Below are 21,160 nucleotides of genomic sequence, written 5' to 3'. Positions count from 1 at the left end.
CAACAATACAAAGGCAACAACATAAAACTAAGCGGCATTAGTGCCTTCTTCTTGTTCGTAGTGAAAGGAGAGTGTTTGCAATATAAAGTGGCCATATGCAATGCTGATTCACTGATAAGAAAAACCTCTACGGCGTTGATTGAGGTGATGCGCTTAATATCCGCATATTACCATGAAATAAATTTTCAAACTAACAATATTGCGCATTTTAGCCAATTACAATAGTGTTAAAAAACAAACAGTTATTGACGCATTCCCAAACGTGACGCTTTGGTTATAATTTATGATTTACTATTCATGATTAATTGTTTTAGGAATCAAACAGTTGGCACGACTATCACCAAACAACAGGAAAATTAAGGATAAAAAACCCTTCTTATCATTTAATAATAAGAAGGGCTTAAACCATATCTCTATAGCAATATCGACCTTGCTTAACATTGAGCGTTAGTCAATGTAAAAAGCTAGATAAAGACGATCTTAACCAGTAATACTACTGTCAATATCCAAACCGGAATACTGATGTCAGAGAATTTACCAGCGATTACCTTGATGGCAGTAAAGGTGATAAAGCCAAGTGCAATACCGTCAGCGATAGAATAGGTCAAAGGCGTAAACAATAATACGACCACAACGGGCGCCGATTCTGTTAAGTCATTCCATTTGACATCTTTTAACGTCCCCATCATGAGTACTGCTACATAAAAAATAGCGCCTGCCGTCGCATATCCTGGAATCATACCAGCAAGTGGTGAAAAGAACACACTGAGTAAAAATAACACGCCAACTGTCACTGCCATCAGTCCAGTACGACCACCTGAGGCGATACCTGACACACTTTCGATGTAACTTGTCGTTGATGACGTGCCCAAGAAAGTACCAGCTACCGTTGCCGTTGAATCTGCTAGTAGGGCTTTACCCATATTCGGAATTTTACCATCTTTACCAATCAAACCTGCCTGAGTGGTGGTTGCAATCAGCGTACCCGCCGTATCAAATAAATCGACGAATAAGAAGGCAAAAATAACACTGATCATCGCCACATCAAACGCGCCAGCAATATCAAGCTGCATTAGCGTTGGAGCAATAGGTGGTGGCGCTGAAATAATACCTGAAAACTGCGTATTTCCTGTGAGCAGACTGATAAGCGCGACTAGTAAAATACCAATAGTGACCGCACCTGGTACTTTTTTATGTGACAAACCTACGATGACAATAAAACCAAGGGCTGCCATTGCAGGTGAAAACGAGGTCATATCACCAAGTCCTACCAGCGTCGCATCATTATTCACGATAACACCTGCGGTTTGGAGCGCGATAAAGGCCAAAAATGCACCAATACCAGCGATAACACCTTGTTTAATACTGACTGGAATAGAATTAATAATAATTTCACGGATTTTAAACAAACTTAATAGGACAAAGATACAACCTGACAGAAATACCGCACCAAGTGCCGTTTGCCACGCGTAGCCCATACCCAAAACCACGCCATAAGTAAAGAAGGCATTGAGTCCCATGCCAGGCGCTAGCGCAACTGGCAAGCGGGCATAAATCCCCATAATAAAACAACCAATGGCCGCGGCAAGGCAGGTGGCTACGAATACTGCGCCTTTATCCATACCGGCATCAGCAAGTACATTAGGGTTGACAAATATGATGTAAGCCATCGTTAAAAACGTGGTTACACCCGCTAAAATCTCTGTTTTGATCGTGGTATTCTGACCATCGATTCCAAAATATCGTTCAATTGCGTTCATAGGAGTCGTTTCCAAATTGCAGTGAGTAAATTATCATTATCAAATGGTATTGATAAATGTCGCTTCCAGATTGCGACGATAAATGTCGCTTTTAACTCAAACATAAAAATACACCTAAATTGCGACGATAAATGACGCTTCCAAATTGCGACTGTAAATGACGCTATAAACTACGGTTGGAGATGATGTTTTTAGTCCTTTAGCCACACAAGATTTGCTAAAAATAAAACCACTGTGAAAAATTACAGCAACAAATCATAACATTCTATGCAAATAAATAGATAATTTCAATGAATGCCATGAACTTGTCAGTAAAAGAGCAAAAAATAGTTGACCATATGGACAATATTATAAAATAATAGTGCTGTCACCATAAATTTTAGGAAAAAACTGCTCATTATGTAATTAACACATTATTAATGATATTTACCAAGATTAGCAGTACACTAGGGGGTTAATATCAACACCCTATTTCTAATGACTATTATTAATTATCCATGAGTCCTTTACATGCCTGAATCCTTAAATATTATTGACCTTATTACTCAAGCGAGCCTGCTGGTTCAGATCGTGATGGCTCTATTGTTATTAGCATCGTTACTCAGTTGGGTGATTATTTTTCGTATGGCTGCGCGGCTTGGCACTGCTAGAAACTTTGACCAACAGTTCGAGGCGTGGTTTTGGTCGGGTGAAGATTTGGCAAAATTATATCAAGGTATTCAGGGCTCACCTGAGCGCCAAGGTCTTGAGCAGATTTTCTATGTCGGCTTCTCTGAATACTTAAGAATGCACAAAAAACGTCAACCAAAAGATGACATTATTGATGGCGTTGAGCGTAAGCTTAGGGTGGGTCTTGGTCGTCAGCAGTTACTTTTGGAATCAGGACTTACAACGCTTGCCAGCATCGGCTCCGTTGCACCTTACGTCGGTCTGTTTGGCACCGTTTGGGGTATCATGAATGCCTTTTTGGGCTTGTCACAAAATGAACAGGCTACCCTAGCCGCTGTGGCACCAGGTATTGCAGAAGCATTGATTGCTACCGCTATGGGTTTGTTTGCCGCTATTCCTGCGGTATTGGCTTATAACCATTTTACCGCCAAATCTAGTCGATTGTATGATTCACGTGCCTTATTCTGTGATGAGATGACCGGTATGCTCCAGCGCGAAACCAGTAACGAAAGCCCGCAGCCTAGCACTCAATTAAGCAAAGCCAATCAGGGTACTCAGGTGGCTGGTCTATGAAACAAAGTCCCTATCGCCGTGAAAAAAAAGCACTGAATGCGGAGATGAATGTTGTTCCTTATATCGACGTAATGCTCGTGCTGCTCGTGATATTCATGGTGACCGCGCCGATGCTGATCACTGGCGTCGATGTGGATTTGCCAAAAGAGCAAACCAACACCATGAGTCAAAGCCAACTACCAGTCATTGTCTCTCTGACCGGTAATGGTGAGATTTTTATCAGTTATGAGAGCAATGTTGACTTACCTGTTAGTGAGTCTGAGCTGATTGATACCCTGTCGACTTTGCAAAGCCAGAGCAGCGATGCCGGTGCTCAACCAGTACAAGTAATGATTAATGCCGACCAAAACAATCAATATGGCGCTATCATGACCTTGATGGCAACGTTGCAACAAGCTGGCATCCAGAAGGTTGGGCTATTAACTGGCGCTCCATTGCCTACACCAGCGGTTTAATCATTTTATAGTATTAAAAAACAGCCGTTTTGGTGTAGCCGGTTAGAATAAAGCAGATAATCTGATGTAGCTTATCTTTTAGTATCACGTTTTTGAGTATCACTACCATGCACAAGGCTCCAACCGTTTATGTACCCACTGAACCCGAAGGCAATGGGCTAACCTTACCCACGCTGCTCAGTTTTCTGGCACATGGTCTTGTCATTGGTATACTTATCTATGCCTACCAAAATATGGACGTTGAGACCGCAGGTAGTATTGAAACGACCATGGTATCTCCTGAACAGTTAGCCGAGATGCAAGGTCAAATCCTTGCCAATCGCGCCGCCGCAGCCAGCGCCATGCAAGCGGAAAGCGGCTCAAGTAGTTCAGCTACGCCAGCAGAAGCCTTTGATGGTAGCGTCAGCACTCCAAATCCTGCTCAACCAAACTCTCAGCGAGTGCCTGTCTTCACACGCTCAGATGAATCTGCTACTAGCCCGATGCTAATGAGTGAAGAGCAGCATCAACGCCTGCTTGAGCAAAACCAAGACTATGAGCGCAGTATGGCTGAATGGGCCGCGCGCTTAGACGAATCCGTCTTAGAAGAACATGACCAAATTGAAAAAGAAAGACGACAGCAGCTGATTGAAGAGCAAAAAAGGCTTGGGGATTTCCGCAATAAACAAAACAATCCTCCCAAGATTAAACGTCCCACTGCTACCGACCGAAATATAGAAATCAATACGGGCGGCTCTAGTAGTTCAGGTCAAACCCTTAGTCTATCAAACGATGGGCAGTCAACTTTATCCGGTGATAGCACAACCTCAAGCCCTTCAAAAGGCAACAGCCGCTCAGCATCAGGTGGCAGTCGCGGTGCTAGTAATAGTGAAATCATTAATCTTATCAGACGTAACTATAATCCACCAACTGCAGCAAAGGGCTCAACCCAGCGTGCGACCCTCACAATTACGGTCAATGCCAGCGGTAATATCACCAACGTTACTGCGTCAGGACCGGATGAAGCTGTCAATGAAGCTGCAAAACAAGCCGTATTGAACACAGGCAGCTTACCAATCGATGCTGACGATCCCAAATACCCGACCTTTACTCTACAGTTTAAAGGTAGCAATTAATCAGTTGCTCATGTCTTATATTATTGATAACGTTACTTTAAACAGCTTGTACTGTAGAAAGGACTGCCCTATCTTTATGGCGGACTAATAACCTATAAAAATGACAATCATACTGTTTCAGGAGCTTAAATTACTCATGCGCACTCATAAAAAACTACTCATATCATTACTTGCTAGCGCCTCAAGCTTACTTATCGCACCAAGTGTGTTGGCAGCGCCTGTCGTTTTAGAATTGGATTACGAGATTCCTGTACAACAGAACCAAGTGGCTTTTGTACCTTTCGCTGGTGATAGCGTGTTATCGCCTATTATTGTCAATGACTTAAGCAAAACTGAGCTCAAAGTTACTAGTCAGAATCTACCGCAGCAGCCACGCAGTAGCAGCGAGCTGGCAGGGACATTACCGGTATGGCAAAGTATGGGGATTCCCTATCTTGTCGTAGGTAGCACGCGCAGTAGCCGCGGTAAAGTGGTGACCGATTATGAAGTGATTGAGGTTAAAACGGGACGTGTGATCGAAGGCAAGCAAACTTTAACCGCTGATAACAATAAAGACAGCATGCGCTATGCCGGTCACGTCATCGCAGATAAAGTGTACGAGCTCATTACCGGCATTCCAGGGGACTTCTCAGGACGTATTGCCTATATTGAAGAAATTGGTGCCGGAAAAGCAAAAGTCTCTCGCTTAAAAGTCATGGATGCCGATGGCGAAAACGCCAAAACCATTACTGAGGTTGCAGGCTCTATCTTCTCTCCAGCATGGTCACCCGATGGCAATCGTATCGCTTATTCAGTACAGCGAGATAAATCTTATCCTGTTATTTATGTGCAAAGCGTGAGCGGCGGCGGTGCAACGCCATTGACACCTTTCCCTGGTAGTAACTTAAGTCCTTCGTTCTCACCAGATGGCAGCAAAATACTGTTTTCGAGTAGTTTTGAAGGCAGTGCTGATATTTATGAGATGAGTGCCAGCGGCGGTCAACCAAGACGACTGACCAACTGGCCAAGCAGTGAAGTACAGCCAAGCTACGCCCCTGATGGCAGATCTTTTGTCTTTGTATCTGACAAGACTGGATTTAATAAGCCGCAGATTTATCGTTATGAATTTGGTTCAGGGCGCACAACCAAAGTGTCTAATAGTGGTTATGCGACCAGCCCACAATTTAGTAGCGATGGCACGCAAATTGCCTTTTTAAATGGGCGCTCAGCGGCTGTTATGAACAGCGGCGGCGCGGTCACTGCTAATTTGGGCAATACCGGTATCGATGAAGCACCGAGCTTTTCACCAAATGGTAAGCGTGTCGTTTATGCATCAAAGCAAGGTGGTAAGGGCGTACTGACCATCAAATCACTAAACGGTGGCGAAGCCTTTGGTAAATCTGGGCAAGGTACGATTCGCTCACCTGTCTGGTCAGCCAGCCCCAGATAGAGCTAGAAATTCGTAATGTCTTAACCAAGAAAAGTACACAATCGATGATTGGGCGCTTTTTTACATGAGAGTAAATCGATCAGCTTTTTGCTATTGTTAGCCAGTGGCGGATAATATTTACTCTTTCTTTTAAAACGTTGCACTCCTTATTTGAATCTAGGTTTTTTGCCTGTACATAATGGATACATAACGCCCATCCTAAACGCTTCTTATAGAGCGTACTACTTCCGTTTATAATGAGATAATATCTTGCACAATCCCGTGCATTGGTTATGATGAGCGCTATTTCACCGTCGCTGATTGCCTTTTGAGATATTATTATGAAGTCATTAACCTTGACCTATATATTCACAGCTGCCTTATTTATGACAGGTTGTCAGTCGTTTCAATTTGTCGAAAGCCCGATTCCTGTCAAAAACGCCCCGAGCAAAAATCTGTTGGTTAAAACTGCCCCAGTTGCAGATATTGCCGTTGAAAATAACGGGCACTAAGATAGATATAAAAAGCTGACAATAAAAAAGCAGATATCAGTTTGATATCTGCTTTTTGGTATTTAGTACTTAATAAATAGCTTGTGAATTTTTATGAGGCGGGCTGATGTTTTATGATGGTTTTTGCCAGATGATCGCCAAACCAAATCGCCGTATCTATATCACCCGCGCCTGGTGTTTCCTCAGGTGGACCATCAAGCGACTGGGTCATCAAACCCAAGTTACTCGATAAACGGTTTAAATCATCGGGCTCATGTCCGGTCGGTCTGAGTGGCAAGCCTATCCAGTTCATCCCATGCTGCATACTATAAAGACAAATCTGTTGTAGTACAGCAAGCTTATCGCCGCTAAGCCCACCTGAGTTGGCAAAACCTGCTGACCACTTGCCTTGCCATTTTCCATGATACCAACGTTTCGATGTCGCATCCATAAAAGTCTTAAAACCTGCTGTCACACTGCCCATATATACCGCACTACCAAAAACCAACAGATCTGCTTGATCTAAAAACTCCCAATCGACGTCATTGACATCGACAGCCTTGGCTTGCTCTTCAGGTAGTTGCTGACGAGCGCCCTTCACGATTGCTTCCGCGACACGCTGAGTATGACCGTAGTTACTATGGTAAATAACGGCCATCGATATATTAGATACGCTAAGAGAAGTCTCGCCAAGAGGTAGTACAATAGACGGTGTAACAGATGTATTCATATAAACTCTAATAATGGCTATAAGTAATAAAAAATAAAGAAATACGTTAGGCTGATGACCATAAATGATAAAAAGAGGCCTTTATCATACGGCGGCAACTATTTTAAATAGTTACATTCTAACTACTATATAGAAGCACTGCGCACAATAATCAAGGCCATTCGCCCTGTCGCAGGTTGCTGCAAATGGGTCTGACGTCGATAAGAATAGTAATGCCCGTCAGCATAACTACAAGGAATAGAGGACTCATTGCATACAATAATCCTTGCTGCCTGCAATTGATCCGCAGCAATTTTTGGCAAACCTATATTAATTTTTTCCGCATAGACTGGCGTATTTTCTGATAACTTGTCCGCTGTACTCGCTGCGTCTAACTCGCTAGTACCTGACGACATCACGTAGCGCTCATCAAAATTGCTTATTGCATCTGCCATCAAGGCATTATTCGCGATGCAACCTGCCAATAACTTATCTCGGACTTGGCGGCCCACTTCGTAATTATCTTGACTGATACAAACGCCTATCCATGCCATAATCTCGCCGCTGTCACTAAAGCGTTCAGCCGTTTCTTTGATTACGCCGCATGCCAGCCCTTGCCAGCCAGCGTGAATCGCCGCTATCTGCCCAGTTGCTGGCTGATAAAGAACGATCGGTACACAATCAGCCGTCATTATGGCAAGCCCAGTACCATCTTGTTTGCTAACCATAGCATCAGCTGCCATAGGCACCATACTCAGTACCGTAGCATCGGTATCATGTATATCATTACCATGGACTTGATTAACCCAATGTAGCGCTTTGACAGGCACGCTATGAACAGGTAGGTTTTGCTGCGAGATCATCTGCTCATTAATGGTAGCAAGCACACGCATCCGATTACTTAATACTACGCTTGCATCATCATTGACATGCAGCCCCAAGTTCAGCTTCCCATAACTTGCTCGCTGTCGTTGATGTGGCTGCTGATTGATTTTAGACCGAGATATATCAATACTTGCATAGTCTATATCAGAAAAAGCAGCTGTTTGAAACACAGCCACATCATCGAGCTGTGCTAGCAATGTCATGGGAAGCGTATTTTTCATGGCATATTTACCGTTTTAATAAAACGTATTTGTATCACTTATTCGTTATCGTTTATTCTTCGTCATAACCGTCACTTAAGACCGCCATTAGCTGCTGCATATCTTCAGGCATTGGTGTAGTGACCTCGATGTCTTCACCAGTCGTTGGATGAACAAAACCCAATGTATAAGCATGGAGTGCTTGACGCGGGAAGTTATTAATCGCTTGACGCTGCGCTTCTGTTAGACCAGCACGTAGCTGACGACGACCGCCATAGACTCTATCACCAACAATAGGATAAGTAATATGACTCAGATGCACACGAATCTGATGCGTACGCCCAGTCTCAAGCCCTATATCCAACAAACAATAGTTACCATTAAGCGCGGTTACATTCAACAGGTGAGTCACAGCTTCGCGTCCTGCAGTCATCACCGTCATTTTGGTACGCTGATTACGATGGCGTCCAATGGGCGCGTCAATACGGCGATGACGAGATAGACTCGCTGCATCCCCTGCGACCACACATTGGTAATGACGATACACTGACTTGTCCTTTAGCTGCTCCATCAGTGCCAGCTGTGCGGGTTTGGTTTTACCAATCAACAATAGCCCTGAAGTATCTTTATCAATACGGTGGACTAAGCCTGCACGCGGCAAATGGTGCTGCTGCGGATAGTGATACAATAGCGCGTTTACTAAAGTACCTGTTTGATTACCGGCACCTGGATGTACCACCATGCCGACTGGCTTATTGATGACCAATACGTCATCATCTTCATAAACCACGTCGATTGCGATGTCTTCTGGCTGATCCTCACTATGCTGCTCTAAAGTCGTCGACAGATGCAAGATATCGCCAGCTTTAACACGGATCTTAGGTTTTTGTATGCTACCGTTATAAAGCAAGCTGCCATCACTTACCCAGCCTTGTAACTGAACACGTGAAAAATCGGTAAATATTTTTGATGCCAGTTTATCAATACGCAAACCTGCTTCGTCTTCTATGACCGTATGCTTCACGTCAACCACAACAGGCACAGATTGCCCTGCGACCGAGACTTCATCATCGCCATGCTCGTCTTCGTCATTAAGCAGCTCATCATCTGACACGTTATCATCGTCCATATGCTCGTCAAATTGCTCATTGATGGTTAATAATTCATTGGGTATCGTGGATTCTGGCACAGGTGAACCTTGCGTTGATAAGTCTGTCATTGATGAATCTTCAGTGGATTGGTTCGCGGGTAAATTGATAGTCATAGCATCATGTATTCATAGCAGATTTATATATGGTAAAGCCTCTGACTATGTTCAGTCGGAGCACTTCATAAGAAAACAGATTGGCACTTATAGACCATAAATAATAATCGTGGTCAAAAATGACAATCATATCGCTCTAGTGTAACATGCTGAGCGTCTAAGCCCTATAGAAGCCTCGTGTTATCTGGCAATTTATAGCACTCATTAGCTCTCTAAAATATAACATGGCTGTAATTTACTGTATATTTGTCACTGTCAGCACTATTGAATATCGCTCGTTACAGCCGCTCATGGTAAACTAGCGGGCGCAAATCATGATAAGCGTGGCGATTCAAACGTTGTACTATATTAGTGGAATGCACTTATGGTATCACTGAAAAAAATGCCTTATAGAGTAAGCTGGCGGTGCGCCTAACTACAAAATAGCTCATGAAAAAATAGACGCAGCAAATGTTATTCTATAAAGTAAGCCATGTTTTGCTGTATGCTATAGAACTGTGTCGTTATTGCAGCTCTTTTATAAAAGCTTTACATATGATGCACGCCTTATTGCATAACATGTCTACAGAATAAATTTTTAATAAATTAATAACTATGTTTTTTAATGAGCGTGTTTTTATAACGATAATATGCATGCTTGGTGATTGGCATGTAAAATGATAGACCATTATTGATGCACCAAGCATCGTTTTTTATCATCAATCTACTAAATAGTATGATAGCGTCGCTGCTATTATACGCCTTGTGTCGGAGAAGAAGTATGCAAGCTGTTGGCAATACGTTTATCAAACTGTCCTCAATCACTTTACTTGCCCTAAGTGTCAACTTAGTGGGTTGTCAAACCTTTAAAAACCTGACTGGTGGTAAAGACGTGGATGCAGTGGTCACTGCTGAGAAGTCAGAGCAAGCGTACTATAATGACGCGATTACTCAGATTGATAAAGGTCGCTATACCCAAGCGATCGAAGATTTAACCAACTTGCGTACTTTTTATCCGACTGGACAATATGCCGAGCAATCATTGCTTGATATGATGTATGCACAATATGCCAGTGGTAACTATGAAACTGCGGCTGCCAGTGCTGAGCAGTTCATTCGTCTGTACCCATCTAACCCGCAAGTGAGCTACGCTTACTATGTGCGCGGCGTTGCCAATATGCAAGGCTCATCTGAAGGTTTAAAACTGTTTAAGCTCAACCAAGCGGAGCGCGATACCGCTTACTATCGTATTGCTTTCGCCAATTTCCAAGAGCTGTTGAACAAATACCCAAACAGTCCTTACGCACCTGATGCCGCTCAGCGCATGACGTTTATTTATAATCAGTTTGCTGAAAGTGAGATGAGCGCTGCTAATTGGTATATTGAGCGTGAAGCTTATGTGGCTGCTGTCAATCGTGCCAAATGGGTCTTCCAATATTACCCACTCAGCGAATCTGTGCCAGATGCGATTGCCGTCCTTGCTTATAGCCATGAAAAATTGGGTCTAACTGATTTAGCAAACGAGTATAAAACTTTATTGCAAATTAACTATCCGAACATGCTAAGCGCTGATGGACGCGTCAAGCTCAATACCAAACGTGAGCGTTCTCTAGTGAACAAATTAACTTTTGGACAGCTGAGTCGTTTTGATAAAGACACCACAGTTTCGACTGGCAATTATAGCGGTGCGACTAAAACTCAAGTCATTCGCAATGCCACTCAACTGAGATTGCCAAGCGACAATGCTGCAAATACAGCAGCCCCAAGCAGCACTTCTCCGCTGCGTCTGACCGATGACAGTCGTCGTGTACGCTTAGGGGCAGTTGAAAATGACAGCACCGATATGACCGATAGCAATTAATCGTATTTTGGTATAATTGATTAATAGCGTTTATGCGCTTTAATCAATCATGCTGTTATGGCGTCAGACGTCAACTAAAAATAAGGTCAACGATACGGTTGGCCTTATTTTTTCTGTTTTAGTTTTTGCATTATTTTGAGCATCAACAATATTGCACCTATGGTAAACTGTTTTTCGCATGAGTATCCCAAATCACATTCTTGAACAATTAAATAGCCAAGCTGATTTAGTCAGTATCATTGGGCGTCATACTACGCTTAAACGTGCTGGTAGTGAGTTTAAAGGCTGCTGCCCTTTTCATGGTGAAAAGTCGCCGTCTTTTTATGTCAATCCACAAAAAAACATCTACCACTGCTTTGGCTGCAGTGTCGGTGGTAACGCCATCAGTTTTTTACGTGATTATGAAAATCTCACCTTTATCGAAGCGGTCAGTGAGCTGTCCAAGCAGACGGGCATTGAAGTGCCAAAAGAAGAACAGCAAAACGTCAGCTATCAGCGTGCCTCAGTTAAACCAAAATCCAAGCCAAAATCTGCTATTAACCCAGCAACATCGGCAACGCATCTGCGAAAAAATGATAGTCAGCCAGTAACCAATAATCAGTCAGCCATAATCATGCCAGCTGATGATACGCAGACGCTAATTTATGATGACCACCATAGTTATGACAATTACCCACCGTTAGATGCTTACGATGCCGTCCCTTATGTAATGGATGGCTATGATGCTCACTATCCAGATGACAATGGCTATCCGCCTGCATGGTTAACCGGTGATGATGATACTGCTCTCTACAATAATAATAATATCTCTGATAAAGATGGCAACTTATATGAGCTGCTAGAGCAGATACAGCAGTTTTATCAACATAATCTTAGTATTCACCCTCATGCTAAGCATTACTTCTTATCACGCGGTATTAGCGATGAAATCTTCGAAACTTTTGGCTTGGGCTACGCGCCTTTTGGTTGGCAGCATCTTGAGCATCAGTTCCCACAAGATATCGAAGGTCTCAAGGCGCTTGGCTTAGTACGGCGCTCAGAATCTGGACGCGATTATGACCTACTTCGTGATCGGGTCATTTTCCCTATTCGAGACAATCAAGGACGTACCATTGGATTTGGTGGTCGGGCGCTTGATGATGAGGTAAAGCCCAAATATATCAACTCCTCCGACTCGCCCGTATTTCATAAGCAGCATGTACTATATGGCTATTACGAATCACGCCAAAAACGTGCAAATGACTGGCTAGTGGTTGAAGGCTATATGGATGTGATTGCCCTATATCAAGTCGGTATTTATGGTGCCATTGCGTCAATGGGCACGGCAATTAATGAGAGTCAAATTTCACGTCTATTAACGCTAAATCCAACATTAACCTTAAGTTTTGATGGTGATAGCGCGGGACAAAAAGCCGCTTGGCGTACGCTTGAAGTGGCGCTACCGGTGCTCAGTGATGAAAAAGAGCTACGTTTTTTAACGCTACCCAATAATCACGACCCCGATACCTTTATAAAAAGTCAGGGCGCGGATGCCATGCGTGAGCAGATCACCAACGCCATGCCGCTATCACAGTATATCTTTGCCTATCTAAGTGAGCGTCATGATTTGACTTTGGTAGAAGGTAAAGCCAAGCTCATGTCGCAAGTGCGTGCCTTGACCACCGCCTTACCAAAAGGCAGTAGCTTCCGCTACCTGCTCAATAATGACATTTATCAAAAGCTTGGCGGCAAACGCAGTCAGAACGTTGAGGCAAAAGATGCACTGCTAGATTTTGATGGTGAGATGACCATCAGCCAGCAATTACAGCTGTGCTTTGTCTTTCAACCGCGCGCCTTGATTGATGATCCTATCGAGTCGATTTGGCAAAAAGCCGGTATTAATGAGTTGCACCTGCCCGCTCATCTCAAGCAAAAAGCCTCGGCTGATGTTTTACGCCCGCTGGCTTGGGAAGATATGCAAGACACGGCATTACTTGATGTCGTCAGCACTATTAAGCGCTGCCTGAAACATTTACCAAAAGATGCCAATGCCGCGGCGCATTTTATATTATCTAACGTCAAACCCTTGACCCAAGAGACGCTTAGCCGCGATTGGGGCAGTTTCTATAAAGCCTTGACCAGTCGTAATATTTTAAGTCTTGATGGTTTGGTCGAAGAGTTGGTCAGCCAGCTGATTGAACGTCATATGAAGAAGAAAACACAAGATTTGATTAAGAATCCTGACAATATAAAACTGGCGATTGTCCGCAAACAATCTCAGTTATTAAATGACTGGTTACGTGCGCAGCAAGCAGAGCAATCGGCACAAATGGCGACGGTTAAATCTTAATATGGTCATTAGATTTTATTTATAAAACAGCTGCCCTTTAAAAGGGTCGACATTGTCCCCACTATTAGTGATTATGCACTGTTGTCTTAGCTTATTAAAACAGTCTGTTATTAAAACTATGTTTAACATGGAATAACTGGTAAATAATCAGTAAAAAACAGTTGGTAGATATCACTACCTCGTGCTTGATTACACTGGTCTGTGTTAAACTATGTCGCTATATATTTATAGCATGGCTTAATGAATAACGACAAAATGATGATACGCCCGTATGATTGAGCACAGTTTTAGGTATAAATTTTTAAATGTTATCGTTAAAGCGCATTTTAAAACATTTATTTTTAGGTATTAGCCTTTTGAAAATTGTTGAGCGTTAGCGGTTTTATAACATTGTAATTGTAGTATTTTGAGCCTTTATTCATATCCACTCATTTTTGATATTATTGACTACCTTTACGCCATATTTTGATCAATCGATTGATAAGATCAACGCACCCAGCGAGCGATAGCCAGTCACAATATAAAAATGTCCGATGCAAGTAAGCGAGTATTTATGAACGATAAGTCAGTTTCTAAGTCCACATCTCAACTGGCCACCTTAATCCAAATGGGTAAAGAGCAAGGGTATTTAACCTATGCTGAGGTGAATGACCAACTGCCCGACTCTATTACCGAAAGCGATCAGATCGAAGATATTGTACAAATGCTAACCGACGTTGGCATCAAAATCTTTGAATCCGCGCCTGATGCCGATGACATCTTGATGAACGATGACTCAAGTGATGATGACATGGCAGCCGATGAGGCAGCAGCGGTTCTAGCTTCTGTTGAAACCGAACCTGGTCGCACCACTGACCCTGTGCGTATGTATATGCGTGAGATGGGTACGGTTGATCTATTAACGCGCGAAGGCGAGATTGCCATTGCCAAGCGTATTGAAGAGGGTATTCGTGACGTACAGCATGCCATGTCTTACTGGCCGGGTACGGTACAGTTCGTCCTTGACGAGTACCAAAAAGTTCAAGATGGTGAAAAAAAGCTTTCTGACGTTATCACTGGTTTCTTAGACCCTGAAACCGAAGAAGACAAAATCGCGGCACAAGAAGCCAAAGAAGCAGCGAAGGAAGAACGCGAGCGCATCAAAGAAGAAAAAGAAAACCCGCCGATCATCAAAGAAAAAGCCAAAGTAAAATCTGGACTTGATGATGACGAGGAGGACGAAGACGAAGTAGAAGAGGACGCTGAAGAAGAAACCAGCGGTATCGATCCAGAAGAGGTGCGCCTACGCCTAGAAGAGATCGAGCACTTATTTATCAAAGCCAAGCAAGCCTTGCTCGACTATGGTCGCGGTAGTGCACAAGCTAATGAAGCTTATGAAGAGCTTGCTAGCCGCTTTATGATGTTAAAGCTGAATAATCGTCTATCTGACCAAGTCATGGCAATCATGCATGACGTCTATGACGATGTGCGTAAACATGAGCGTCAAATCATGCGCTTGGTGATTCGCCGTGGTCGTATGCCGCGTGAAGAGTTCCGTAAGACTTTTCCAAGTAATGAGACCAACGTTGATTGGTTGATTGAGCGTATTAAAGGTAAGCCTGCTTTTGCTGCCACGTTAGAGAAAGTCGCTGACGATGTTATCTTGTTACAACGTGCTATCCGTGATTACGAGTATAAGCTCGAGATGGAAATCCACGACATGAAAGATGTGGCGCGCCGTATGGCTGTTGGTGAAGCCAAAGCCCGCCGTGCCAAAAAAGAGATGGTAGAAGCCAACTTACGTCTGGTTATTTCAATCGCTAAAAAATACACCAACCGTGGTCTACAATTCTTGGATCTGATCCAAGAAGGTAACATCGGCTTGATGAAAGCGGTCGATAAATTTGAGTATCGCCGCGGTTATAAGTTCTCGACCTATGCGACTTGGTGGATTCGTCAGGCAATCACCCGCTCTATCGCTGACCAAGCACGTACCATCCGTATCCCTGTACATATGATTGAGACGATTAATAAAATCAATCGTGTCTCTCGTCAATTGCTACAAGAAATGGGACGTGAGCCAACGCCTGAGGAATTAGGCGAACGCTTAGAGATGGACGAAGCCAAAGTCCGTAAAGTGCTAAAAATCGCCAAAGAACCTATTTCAATGGAGACGCCAATCGGTGATGATGAAGACTCGCACCTAGGTGATTTCATCGAAGATGGTACGATCTCAAGCCCTGTTGACGATGCGACGGCTGCTGGTCTACGTGAAGCGACGCGTGATGTATTAGGCAACTTGACTGAACGTGAAGCACGCGTGCTCAAAATGCGTTTTGGTATCGATATGCCAACCGACCATACGTTGGAAGAAGTTGGTAAGCAGTTTGATGTGACGCGTGAGCGTATTCGTCAGATTGAAGCAAAAGCCTTACGTAAACTCCGTCATCCATCACGCTCTGAGCATCTGCGCTCTTTCCTTGAAAATGACTGATAAGCTCCCTATAAAGACAGTAGCTTTTTAGCATATTCTCTTTATATATCGTGGATATATATAGCCCAAAAGCTGAGCGCGTCTCAGCTTTTTTGTGGTTAATCGATAGTCGTTTGTTAAAATATAGTTAAAATATCTCAAAAACGCTACAGTGCTGCTGGTATAAATTTTTTGCAGCCTCTGTCTGCGTAGGCACAGCAAGCAAGAAAAATTAATATCAGCAGTACTTAATGTATCGATATTACTTTTCCCTGACTATACCAGCCAATTTTAAGACCTAAGCCCCATTATAAAATAGCACTGAGGAGTCTACCATGAGCGATAATCAACAAAATCCTAAAAAAGATGTCAACGTCTCCCAGATATCGTTAGGCAATGACAAAATCAAAGGCAAAAAGACCGATATTCAAAATCCTGATTTGTGGGATTTTCCGATGAACTACCCGATGAGTATTATCGGCAATGAAGGTGAACATGAGACTTTATTAAACGAAGTCAAACTCATTTTGGGCAGCCAGTTTCCTGATTTTGACTTAGCGTCTATGCAAGTCAAACCCTCAAAAACTGGGCGCTTCCATTCTATACGGGTGAACTTATACTTAACGACTGCTGAGCAAGTCAATACCCTATACGCGTCTCTTGATGCCGCTAAGACCGTACGCATTGTGATGTAACTTATGATTGGGTCGGCGATATCTCGATGCCGTCTAGCAAGCCCTACTCTTATGAGCGCAAATTCACATAAGATAATGACAATCGTCACTCATTTGGGTGGCGATTTTTTTTGGTTTGATGTACAATCTGCGCCCGCATTCTGCTTGCCATGACCACGTGTATTAGTCAACAATTGACGATAAAATAAAAATCAAAGTGTGAGTAGATTTTTACAAAAAATTTATTATTAAGCTCATTTGCGTCTAACCCTTATACCATCGTCCTTTGCCCAAATTCGGACAAGGTATAAGCCCTCAGCAACATAGTTTGCCGCTAAAATCAATATAGCATTTTCAAAATTTTCCCGCTATATTGTGTCCACCTATTAACAAACACGCTATATGTAGTGCTCAGTGATTTTAACCATCACTATGAGCCGTGGTAAGATTTTGCCTCAAAAAAACACTCTATCATGAGCATATGTATCGCGTTATAAAGCATGCTTGGCGTCCTTACACCGCGCGGCATCACTAATAAGTCATTCATTAAATAACTATCAAGCAATCAACTTACGAGGTCAGCATGACACATATCGATAAAATCCAAGTAACCAAACGTGATGGACGTTTAGAGCCTATCGAGTTAGATAAAATTCACAAGGTTATCGAGTGGGCAGCTCACGGTTTAGATAATGTGTCGGTATCACAAGTGGAGCTAAAATCCCACATTCAGTTTTATGAAGGCATCAAAACACGTGATATTCACGAAACCATCATCAAGTCAGCAGCAGATCTTATCTCTGAAGAGACGCCTGATTATCAGTATTTAGCGGCGCGTTTGGCCATCTTCCATCTACGTAAGATTGCTTATAATAAATTTACCCCGCCGCACCTTTATGATCATGTCAAAAAACTGACAGACGCTGGCAAATATGATGAGCATATCTTAGCTGATTACAGCCGTGCTGAATTTGACGAATTAGAAGAGTATCTCGATCACTGGCGCGATATGAATTTGGCTTATGCTGCCGTTGAGCAAATGGCCGGTAAATACTTGGTACAAGATCGCGTGAGCAAAACCGTTTTCGAGAGCCCGCAGTTCTTATATATGCTGGTCGGTATGTGTTTGTTTAGCCGTTACGAAAAGTCAGAGCGTATGAACTATGTAAAACGCTTCTATGATGCGACCTCAGAGTTTAAGATCTCACTACCGACGCCTATTATGTCTGGTGTGCGTACGCCATCGCGCCAGTTTAGCTCGTGTGTATTGATCGAATGCGGTGATAGCCTAGACTCCATCAACGCCACCACCAGCGCCATCGTGCGTTATGTGTCACAGCGTGCCGGTATCGGCATCAACGCGGGTCGCATCCGTGCCCTTGGTAGCCCTATCCGTGGCGGCGAAGCACAGCATACTGGTTGTATCCCGTTCTATAAATTGTTCCAAACGGCGGTGAAATGCTGCTCACAAGGTGGCGTCCGTGGTGGTGCTGCGACTCTGTTTTACCCATTATGGCATTTAGAAGTTGAGTCACTACTGGTACTCAAAAATAACCGCGGCGTCGAAGACAACCGTGTCCGTCATATGGATTATGGTGTACAGCTAAATAAAACCATGTATACCCGCCTCATCAAAGGTCAAGACATCTCGCTATTTTCACCAAGTGACACGCCAGGCTTATATGATGCGTTCTTTGAAGATCAAGACAAATTCGAAGAGCTATACACCAAGTACGAAAATGATCCAAGCATTCGTAGCCGTCAAATCCCAGCGGCAGACTTGTTTAGTCTGATGATGCAAGAGCGCGCCAGCACAGGTCGTATCTACATCCAAAACGTCGATCATTGCAACACGCACAGCCCATTTGACGCGACGGTAGCGCCGATTCGCCAGTCAAATCTCTGTATGGAAATCGCTTTACCGACTAAGCCACTTGATAATATCAATGACGAGACGGGTGAGATCGCCCTATGTACGCTATCAGCGGTCAACTTGGGTAAAGTTGAGCACGTCAGCGACATCGAAGAGCCAGCCGAGCTAATCGTTCGTGCGCTTGATGCCCTGCTCGACTATCAAGACTATCCAGTCAAAGCGGCTCAAAACGGCAGCATGCGTCGTCGTACGCTCGGTGTGGGCGTGATCAACTATGCGTATTACCTTGCCAAGAATGGCGTGCGCTATTCAGACGACAGCGCACTTGGTCTGACCCATCAAACGTTTGAAGCATTGCAGTTCTACCTCTTGAAAGCGTCAAACAAATTGGCAAAAGAGCAAGGCGCGTGCCCTGCGTTCAATGAGACCACGTACTCGCAAGGTATCTTGCCGATTGATACGTACAAAGCCGACTTGGATAAAATCTGCCAAGAGCCGCTACATCTCGATTGGGAAACGCTACGTGGCGAGATCACCGAGCACGGTCTACGCAACTCTACCCTAACCGCCTTGATGCCGTCTGAAACCTCAAGCCAGATCGCCAACGCGACCAACGGTATCGAGCCACCACGTGGTCTGGTCTCTATCAAAGCGTCAAAAGATGGCATCTTAAAGCAAGTCGTGCCTGAGATTGATAAGCTAAAAAATCAGTATGAGCTATTATGGCAAATGCCAAATAATGACGGTTATCTAAAGCTGGTCGCTGTCATGCAAAAGTTCGTCGATCAAAGTATCTCTGCCAATACTAACTACGATCCTGTTCGTTATGAAGGTGGCCGTGTACCGATGAAGATATTGCTAAAAGATTTGCTAAACGCTTATAAGATGGGTGTGAAGACGTTGTACTACCATAACACGCGTGATGGTGCGAACGATGCGCAAGCGGATATGGAAGATGATTGTGCTGGCGGGGCTTGTAAGATTTAAGCTATTGATGAATGGCGGGTTTGGCTTTTGGGTTAAGCTCGCTACTTGTCGCTGTCTAGGTCAAACTGCTCATATTTTTGAGAAATAGATATAACTTGAAATCATGAAAAGGAAAATCATGAAAAACCACGCTATGGTTAACGCAATGGAACCTATTAAAAAAGAACTGTTAAAGTCGAATATAGTTACTATAAAACTACCTAGAAGGTTTGGTTTTAAAAATCACGATATAATGGATTTTGATACAATCTTAAGTCTTTTTGACTGGAATATTAAGAATAAAGTTGTAGAAATAGATTTCCGAGAATGTACATCTGCAGACTACCAAGCTGTATCACTAATTGTTATTTATACTTGGCATTTAAAAAGTAATGGATGTAGAGTTAAACATCTTATCAATCATGGAACAGATCAACATTCGAGTGCTATGTGGAAAAATTTGGGGGCGTTGGGTACATTTAACGTATTAACTCAACCAAATCAACAGTTTGGTTACAACAAATACAAGCCATTATTTGCTTTAAGAAAAGATAATAGTTATAGAGATTTTAAGAATGTAATCAAAAATATAGAAGATTACACTAGTGTTTTCGATATATCTTATATCGATACACTTAGATATATCCTTAGTGAGTTGATGTATAACACTATGGAACATGGGTCAACTTATTCCAACAATCTTAATAGAAAAATACCGTCTTTAGTTCAAATGAGTTGGTATCAAAAGAAAGAAGTGATGAACTTTATTATCGTAGATCTTGGTATCGGTATTAAGGAGCACTTAGAGCAAGCCTACTCTGGTATAGAATCTGATGAAGAAGCTATTAGATTAGCTCTTCAACCAGAGAAATCAGGAACATTCAGCAATAGTAATACCTATTTATCCAAAAACAATGCTGGTATGGGTCTGTTCTTATCATCCAATATTATTAGGCGACTGCAAGGGGATCTCTATATTATTTCGGGTAATGGTCATGTTCATATTTCCCCTAGAGATATTACTTCTAAAACTCTAGAACATGAATGGAAAGGCACTATTGCTTTTCTTTCAATCCGAATTGGTAAAAACACTACAACAGATTTAGAGTCAATACTTCAAGAACTGAGAAGCCAAGCTGAAAATGAAAGAAACATTAGAAAAGATCAAGCCGATGAAGAAAAATTCGTCCTTTCAATGTACAACTATTTTGGTGATTACGCTGAAATTAAAGAAGATGCAATTAAAATCCGTGACAAATATTTGATACCAAAAATAAAAGAGGGAAAGAAAATCATTATTGATTGCAGACATATTAAAAGTGCCCCTCATAGCTTCTTAAATGCCTTACTTGCTACTCCTATAAAAAGCCTAGGCATTAATGCATACAAAAAGATAAAAGTTATCAATGCGGAATCAAATGTTAGAGAAACAATTGACTTCATTTTTGAAGACAACACTTAAGTCACTAAAACTATCAATAGATTAGCTAACGTAGG

Annotated in this window: 15 protein-coding genes; 11 read left to right on the top strand and 4 right to left on the bottom strand. The window is 42.8% G+C overall.

Features of this window, described 5'->3' with window-relative positions; all coding sequences use genetic code 11:
* Positions 1-464: 464 nt before the first annotated feature.
* Positions 465-1,760, bottom strand: coding sequence for an NCS2 family permease (locus tag AC0J5Y_RS05795; protein WP_475131951.1), 1,296 nt, complete (start codon positions 1,758-1,760; stop codon positions 465-467).
* A 510-nt stretch (positions 1,761-2,270) separates the two neighbouring features.
* On the opposite strand from AC0J5Y_RS05795, the gene tolQ reads away from it, so the two are divergent.
* The 5 genes from tolQ (at position 2,271) to AC0J5Y_RS05770 (ending at position 6,492) form a co-directional block, all read left to right on the top strand.
* The gene (gene tolQ / locus AC0J5Y_RS05790; RefSeq protein WP_475131950.1) at positions 2,271-3,002 is read left to right on the top strand and encodes a protein TolQ; all 732 of its coding nucleotides are present in this window, start codon (positions 2,271-2,273) and stop codon (positions 3,000-3,002) included.
* The gene (tolR, locus tag AC0J5Y_RS05785; protein ID WP_475131949.1) at positions 2,999-3,457 is read left to right on the top strand and encodes a protein TolR; all 459 of its coding nucleotides are present in this window, start codon (positions 2,999-3,001) and stop codon (positions 3,455-3,457) included. The genes tolQ and tolR overlap by 4 nt, the downstream gene beginning before the upstream one ends.
* 107 nt (positions 3,458-3,564) lie before the next feature.
* The gene (locus tag AC0J5Y_RS05780) at positions 3,565-4,572 is read left to right on the top strand and encodes a cell envelope integrity TolA family protein (RefSeq protein WP_475131948.1); all 1,008 of its coding nucleotides are present in this window, start codon (positions 3,565-3,567) and stop codon (positions 4,570-4,572) included.
* Between the two features lie 136 nt (positions 4,573-4,708).
* Positions 4,709-6,001 carry a translocation protein TolB gene (locus AC0J5Y_RS05775; RefSeq protein ID WP_475131947.1) on the top strand — a complete coding sequence of 431 codons (1,293 nt, stop codon included), beginning with the start codon at positions 4,709-4,711 and terminating at the stop codon, positions 5,999-6,001.
* Between the two features lie 320 nt (positions 6,002-6,321).
* Positions 6,322-6,492: a hypothetical protein gene (locus AC0J5Y_RS05770; RefSeq protein WP_475131946.1), complete on the top strand. Its 171-nt coding sequence runs from the start codon at positions 6,322-6,324 to the stop codon at positions 6,490-6,492.
* Between the two features lie 91 nt (positions 6,493-6,583).
* Here AC0J5Y_RS05770 and AC0J5Y_RS05765 read toward each other — a convergent pair whose 3' ends face one another.
* The 3 genes from AC0J5Y_RS05765 to AC0J5Y_RS05755 all read right to left on the bottom strand — a co-directional run bounded on the left by AC0J5Y_RS05765 (position 6,584) and on the right by AC0J5Y_RS05755 (position 9,484).
* Entirely contained in the window at positions 6,584-7,201 is a 618-nt protein-coding gene (locus AC0J5Y_RS05765) for a flavodoxin family protein (protein WP_475131945.1), read from the bottom strand.
* A gap of 125 nt (positions 7,202-7,326) precedes the next feature.
* On the bottom strand, positions 7,327-8,286 hold the full coding sequence (locus AC0J5Y_RS05760) for a purine nucleoside phosphorylase YfiH/LACC1 family protein (RefSeq protein WP_475131944.1): 960 nt from the start codon (positions 8,284-8,286) through the stop codon (positions 7,327-7,329).
* Positions 8,287-8,338: 52 nt separating this feature from the next.
* On the bottom strand, positions 8,339-9,484 hold the full coding sequence (locus tag AC0J5Y_RS05755) for an RluA family pseudouridine synthase (protein ID WP_475131943.1): 1,146 nt from the start codon (positions 9,482-9,484) through the stop codon (positions 8,339-8,341).
* Positions 9,485-10,289: 805 nt separating this feature from the next.
* On the opposite strand from AC0J5Y_RS05755, the gene AC0J5Y_RS05750 reads away from it, so the two are divergent.
* The 6 genes from AC0J5Y_RS05750 to AC0J5Y_RS05725 all read left to right on the top strand — a co-directional run bounded on the left by AC0J5Y_RS05750 (position 10,290) and on the right by AC0J5Y_RS05725 (position 21,125).
* Positions 10,290-11,369 (top strand): outer membrane protein assembly factor BamD, encoded by a 1,080-nt coding sequence (locus AC0J5Y_RS05750; RefSeq protein WP_475131942.1) that lies wholly within the window; start codon positions 10,290-10,292, stop codon positions 11,367-11,369.
* A 178-nt stretch (positions 11,370-11,547) separates the two neighbouring features.
* Entirely contained in the window at positions 11,548-13,698 is a 2,151-nt protein-coding gene (locus AC0J5Y_RS05745) for a DNA primase (RefSeq protein ID WP_475131941.1), read from the top strand.
* A 553-nt stretch (positions 13,699-14,251) separates the two neighbouring features.
* Positions 14,252-16,171: an RNA polymerase sigma factor RpoD gene (rpoD, locus tag AC0J5Y_RS05740; RefSeq protein ID WP_475131940.1), complete on the top strand. Its 1,920-nt coding sequence runs from the start codon at positions 14,252-14,254 to the stop codon at positions 16,169-16,171.
* Between the two features lie 314 nt (positions 16,172-16,485).
* Positions 16,486-16,845: a YbeD family protein gene (locus AC0J5Y_RS05735; RefSeq protein ID WP_475131939.1), complete on the top strand. Its 360-nt coding sequence runs from the start codon at positions 16,486-16,488 to the stop codon at positions 16,843-16,845.
* Between the two features lie 562 nt (positions 16,846-17,407).
* Positions 17,408-19,684, top strand: coding sequence for a class 1a ribonucleoside-diphosphate reductase subunit alpha (nrdA, locus tag AC0J5Y_RS05730; protein WP_475131938.1), 2,277 nt, complete (start codon positions 17,408-17,410; stop codon positions 19,682-19,684).
* Positions 19,685-19,802: 118 nt separating this feature from the next.
* Positions 19,803-21,125, top strand: coding sequence for an STAS-like domain-containing protein (locus tag AC0J5Y_RS05725; RefSeq protein WP_475131937.1), 1,323 nt, complete (start codon positions 19,803-19,805; stop codon positions 21,123-21,125).
* The last annotated feature ends 35 nt before the right edge of the window (positions 21,126-21,160 follow it).

This window comes from Psychrobacter sp. TS_SC_6, from assembly GCF_056156305.1.
This window is presented reverse-complemented; position numbering and strand designations above follow the sequence as displayed.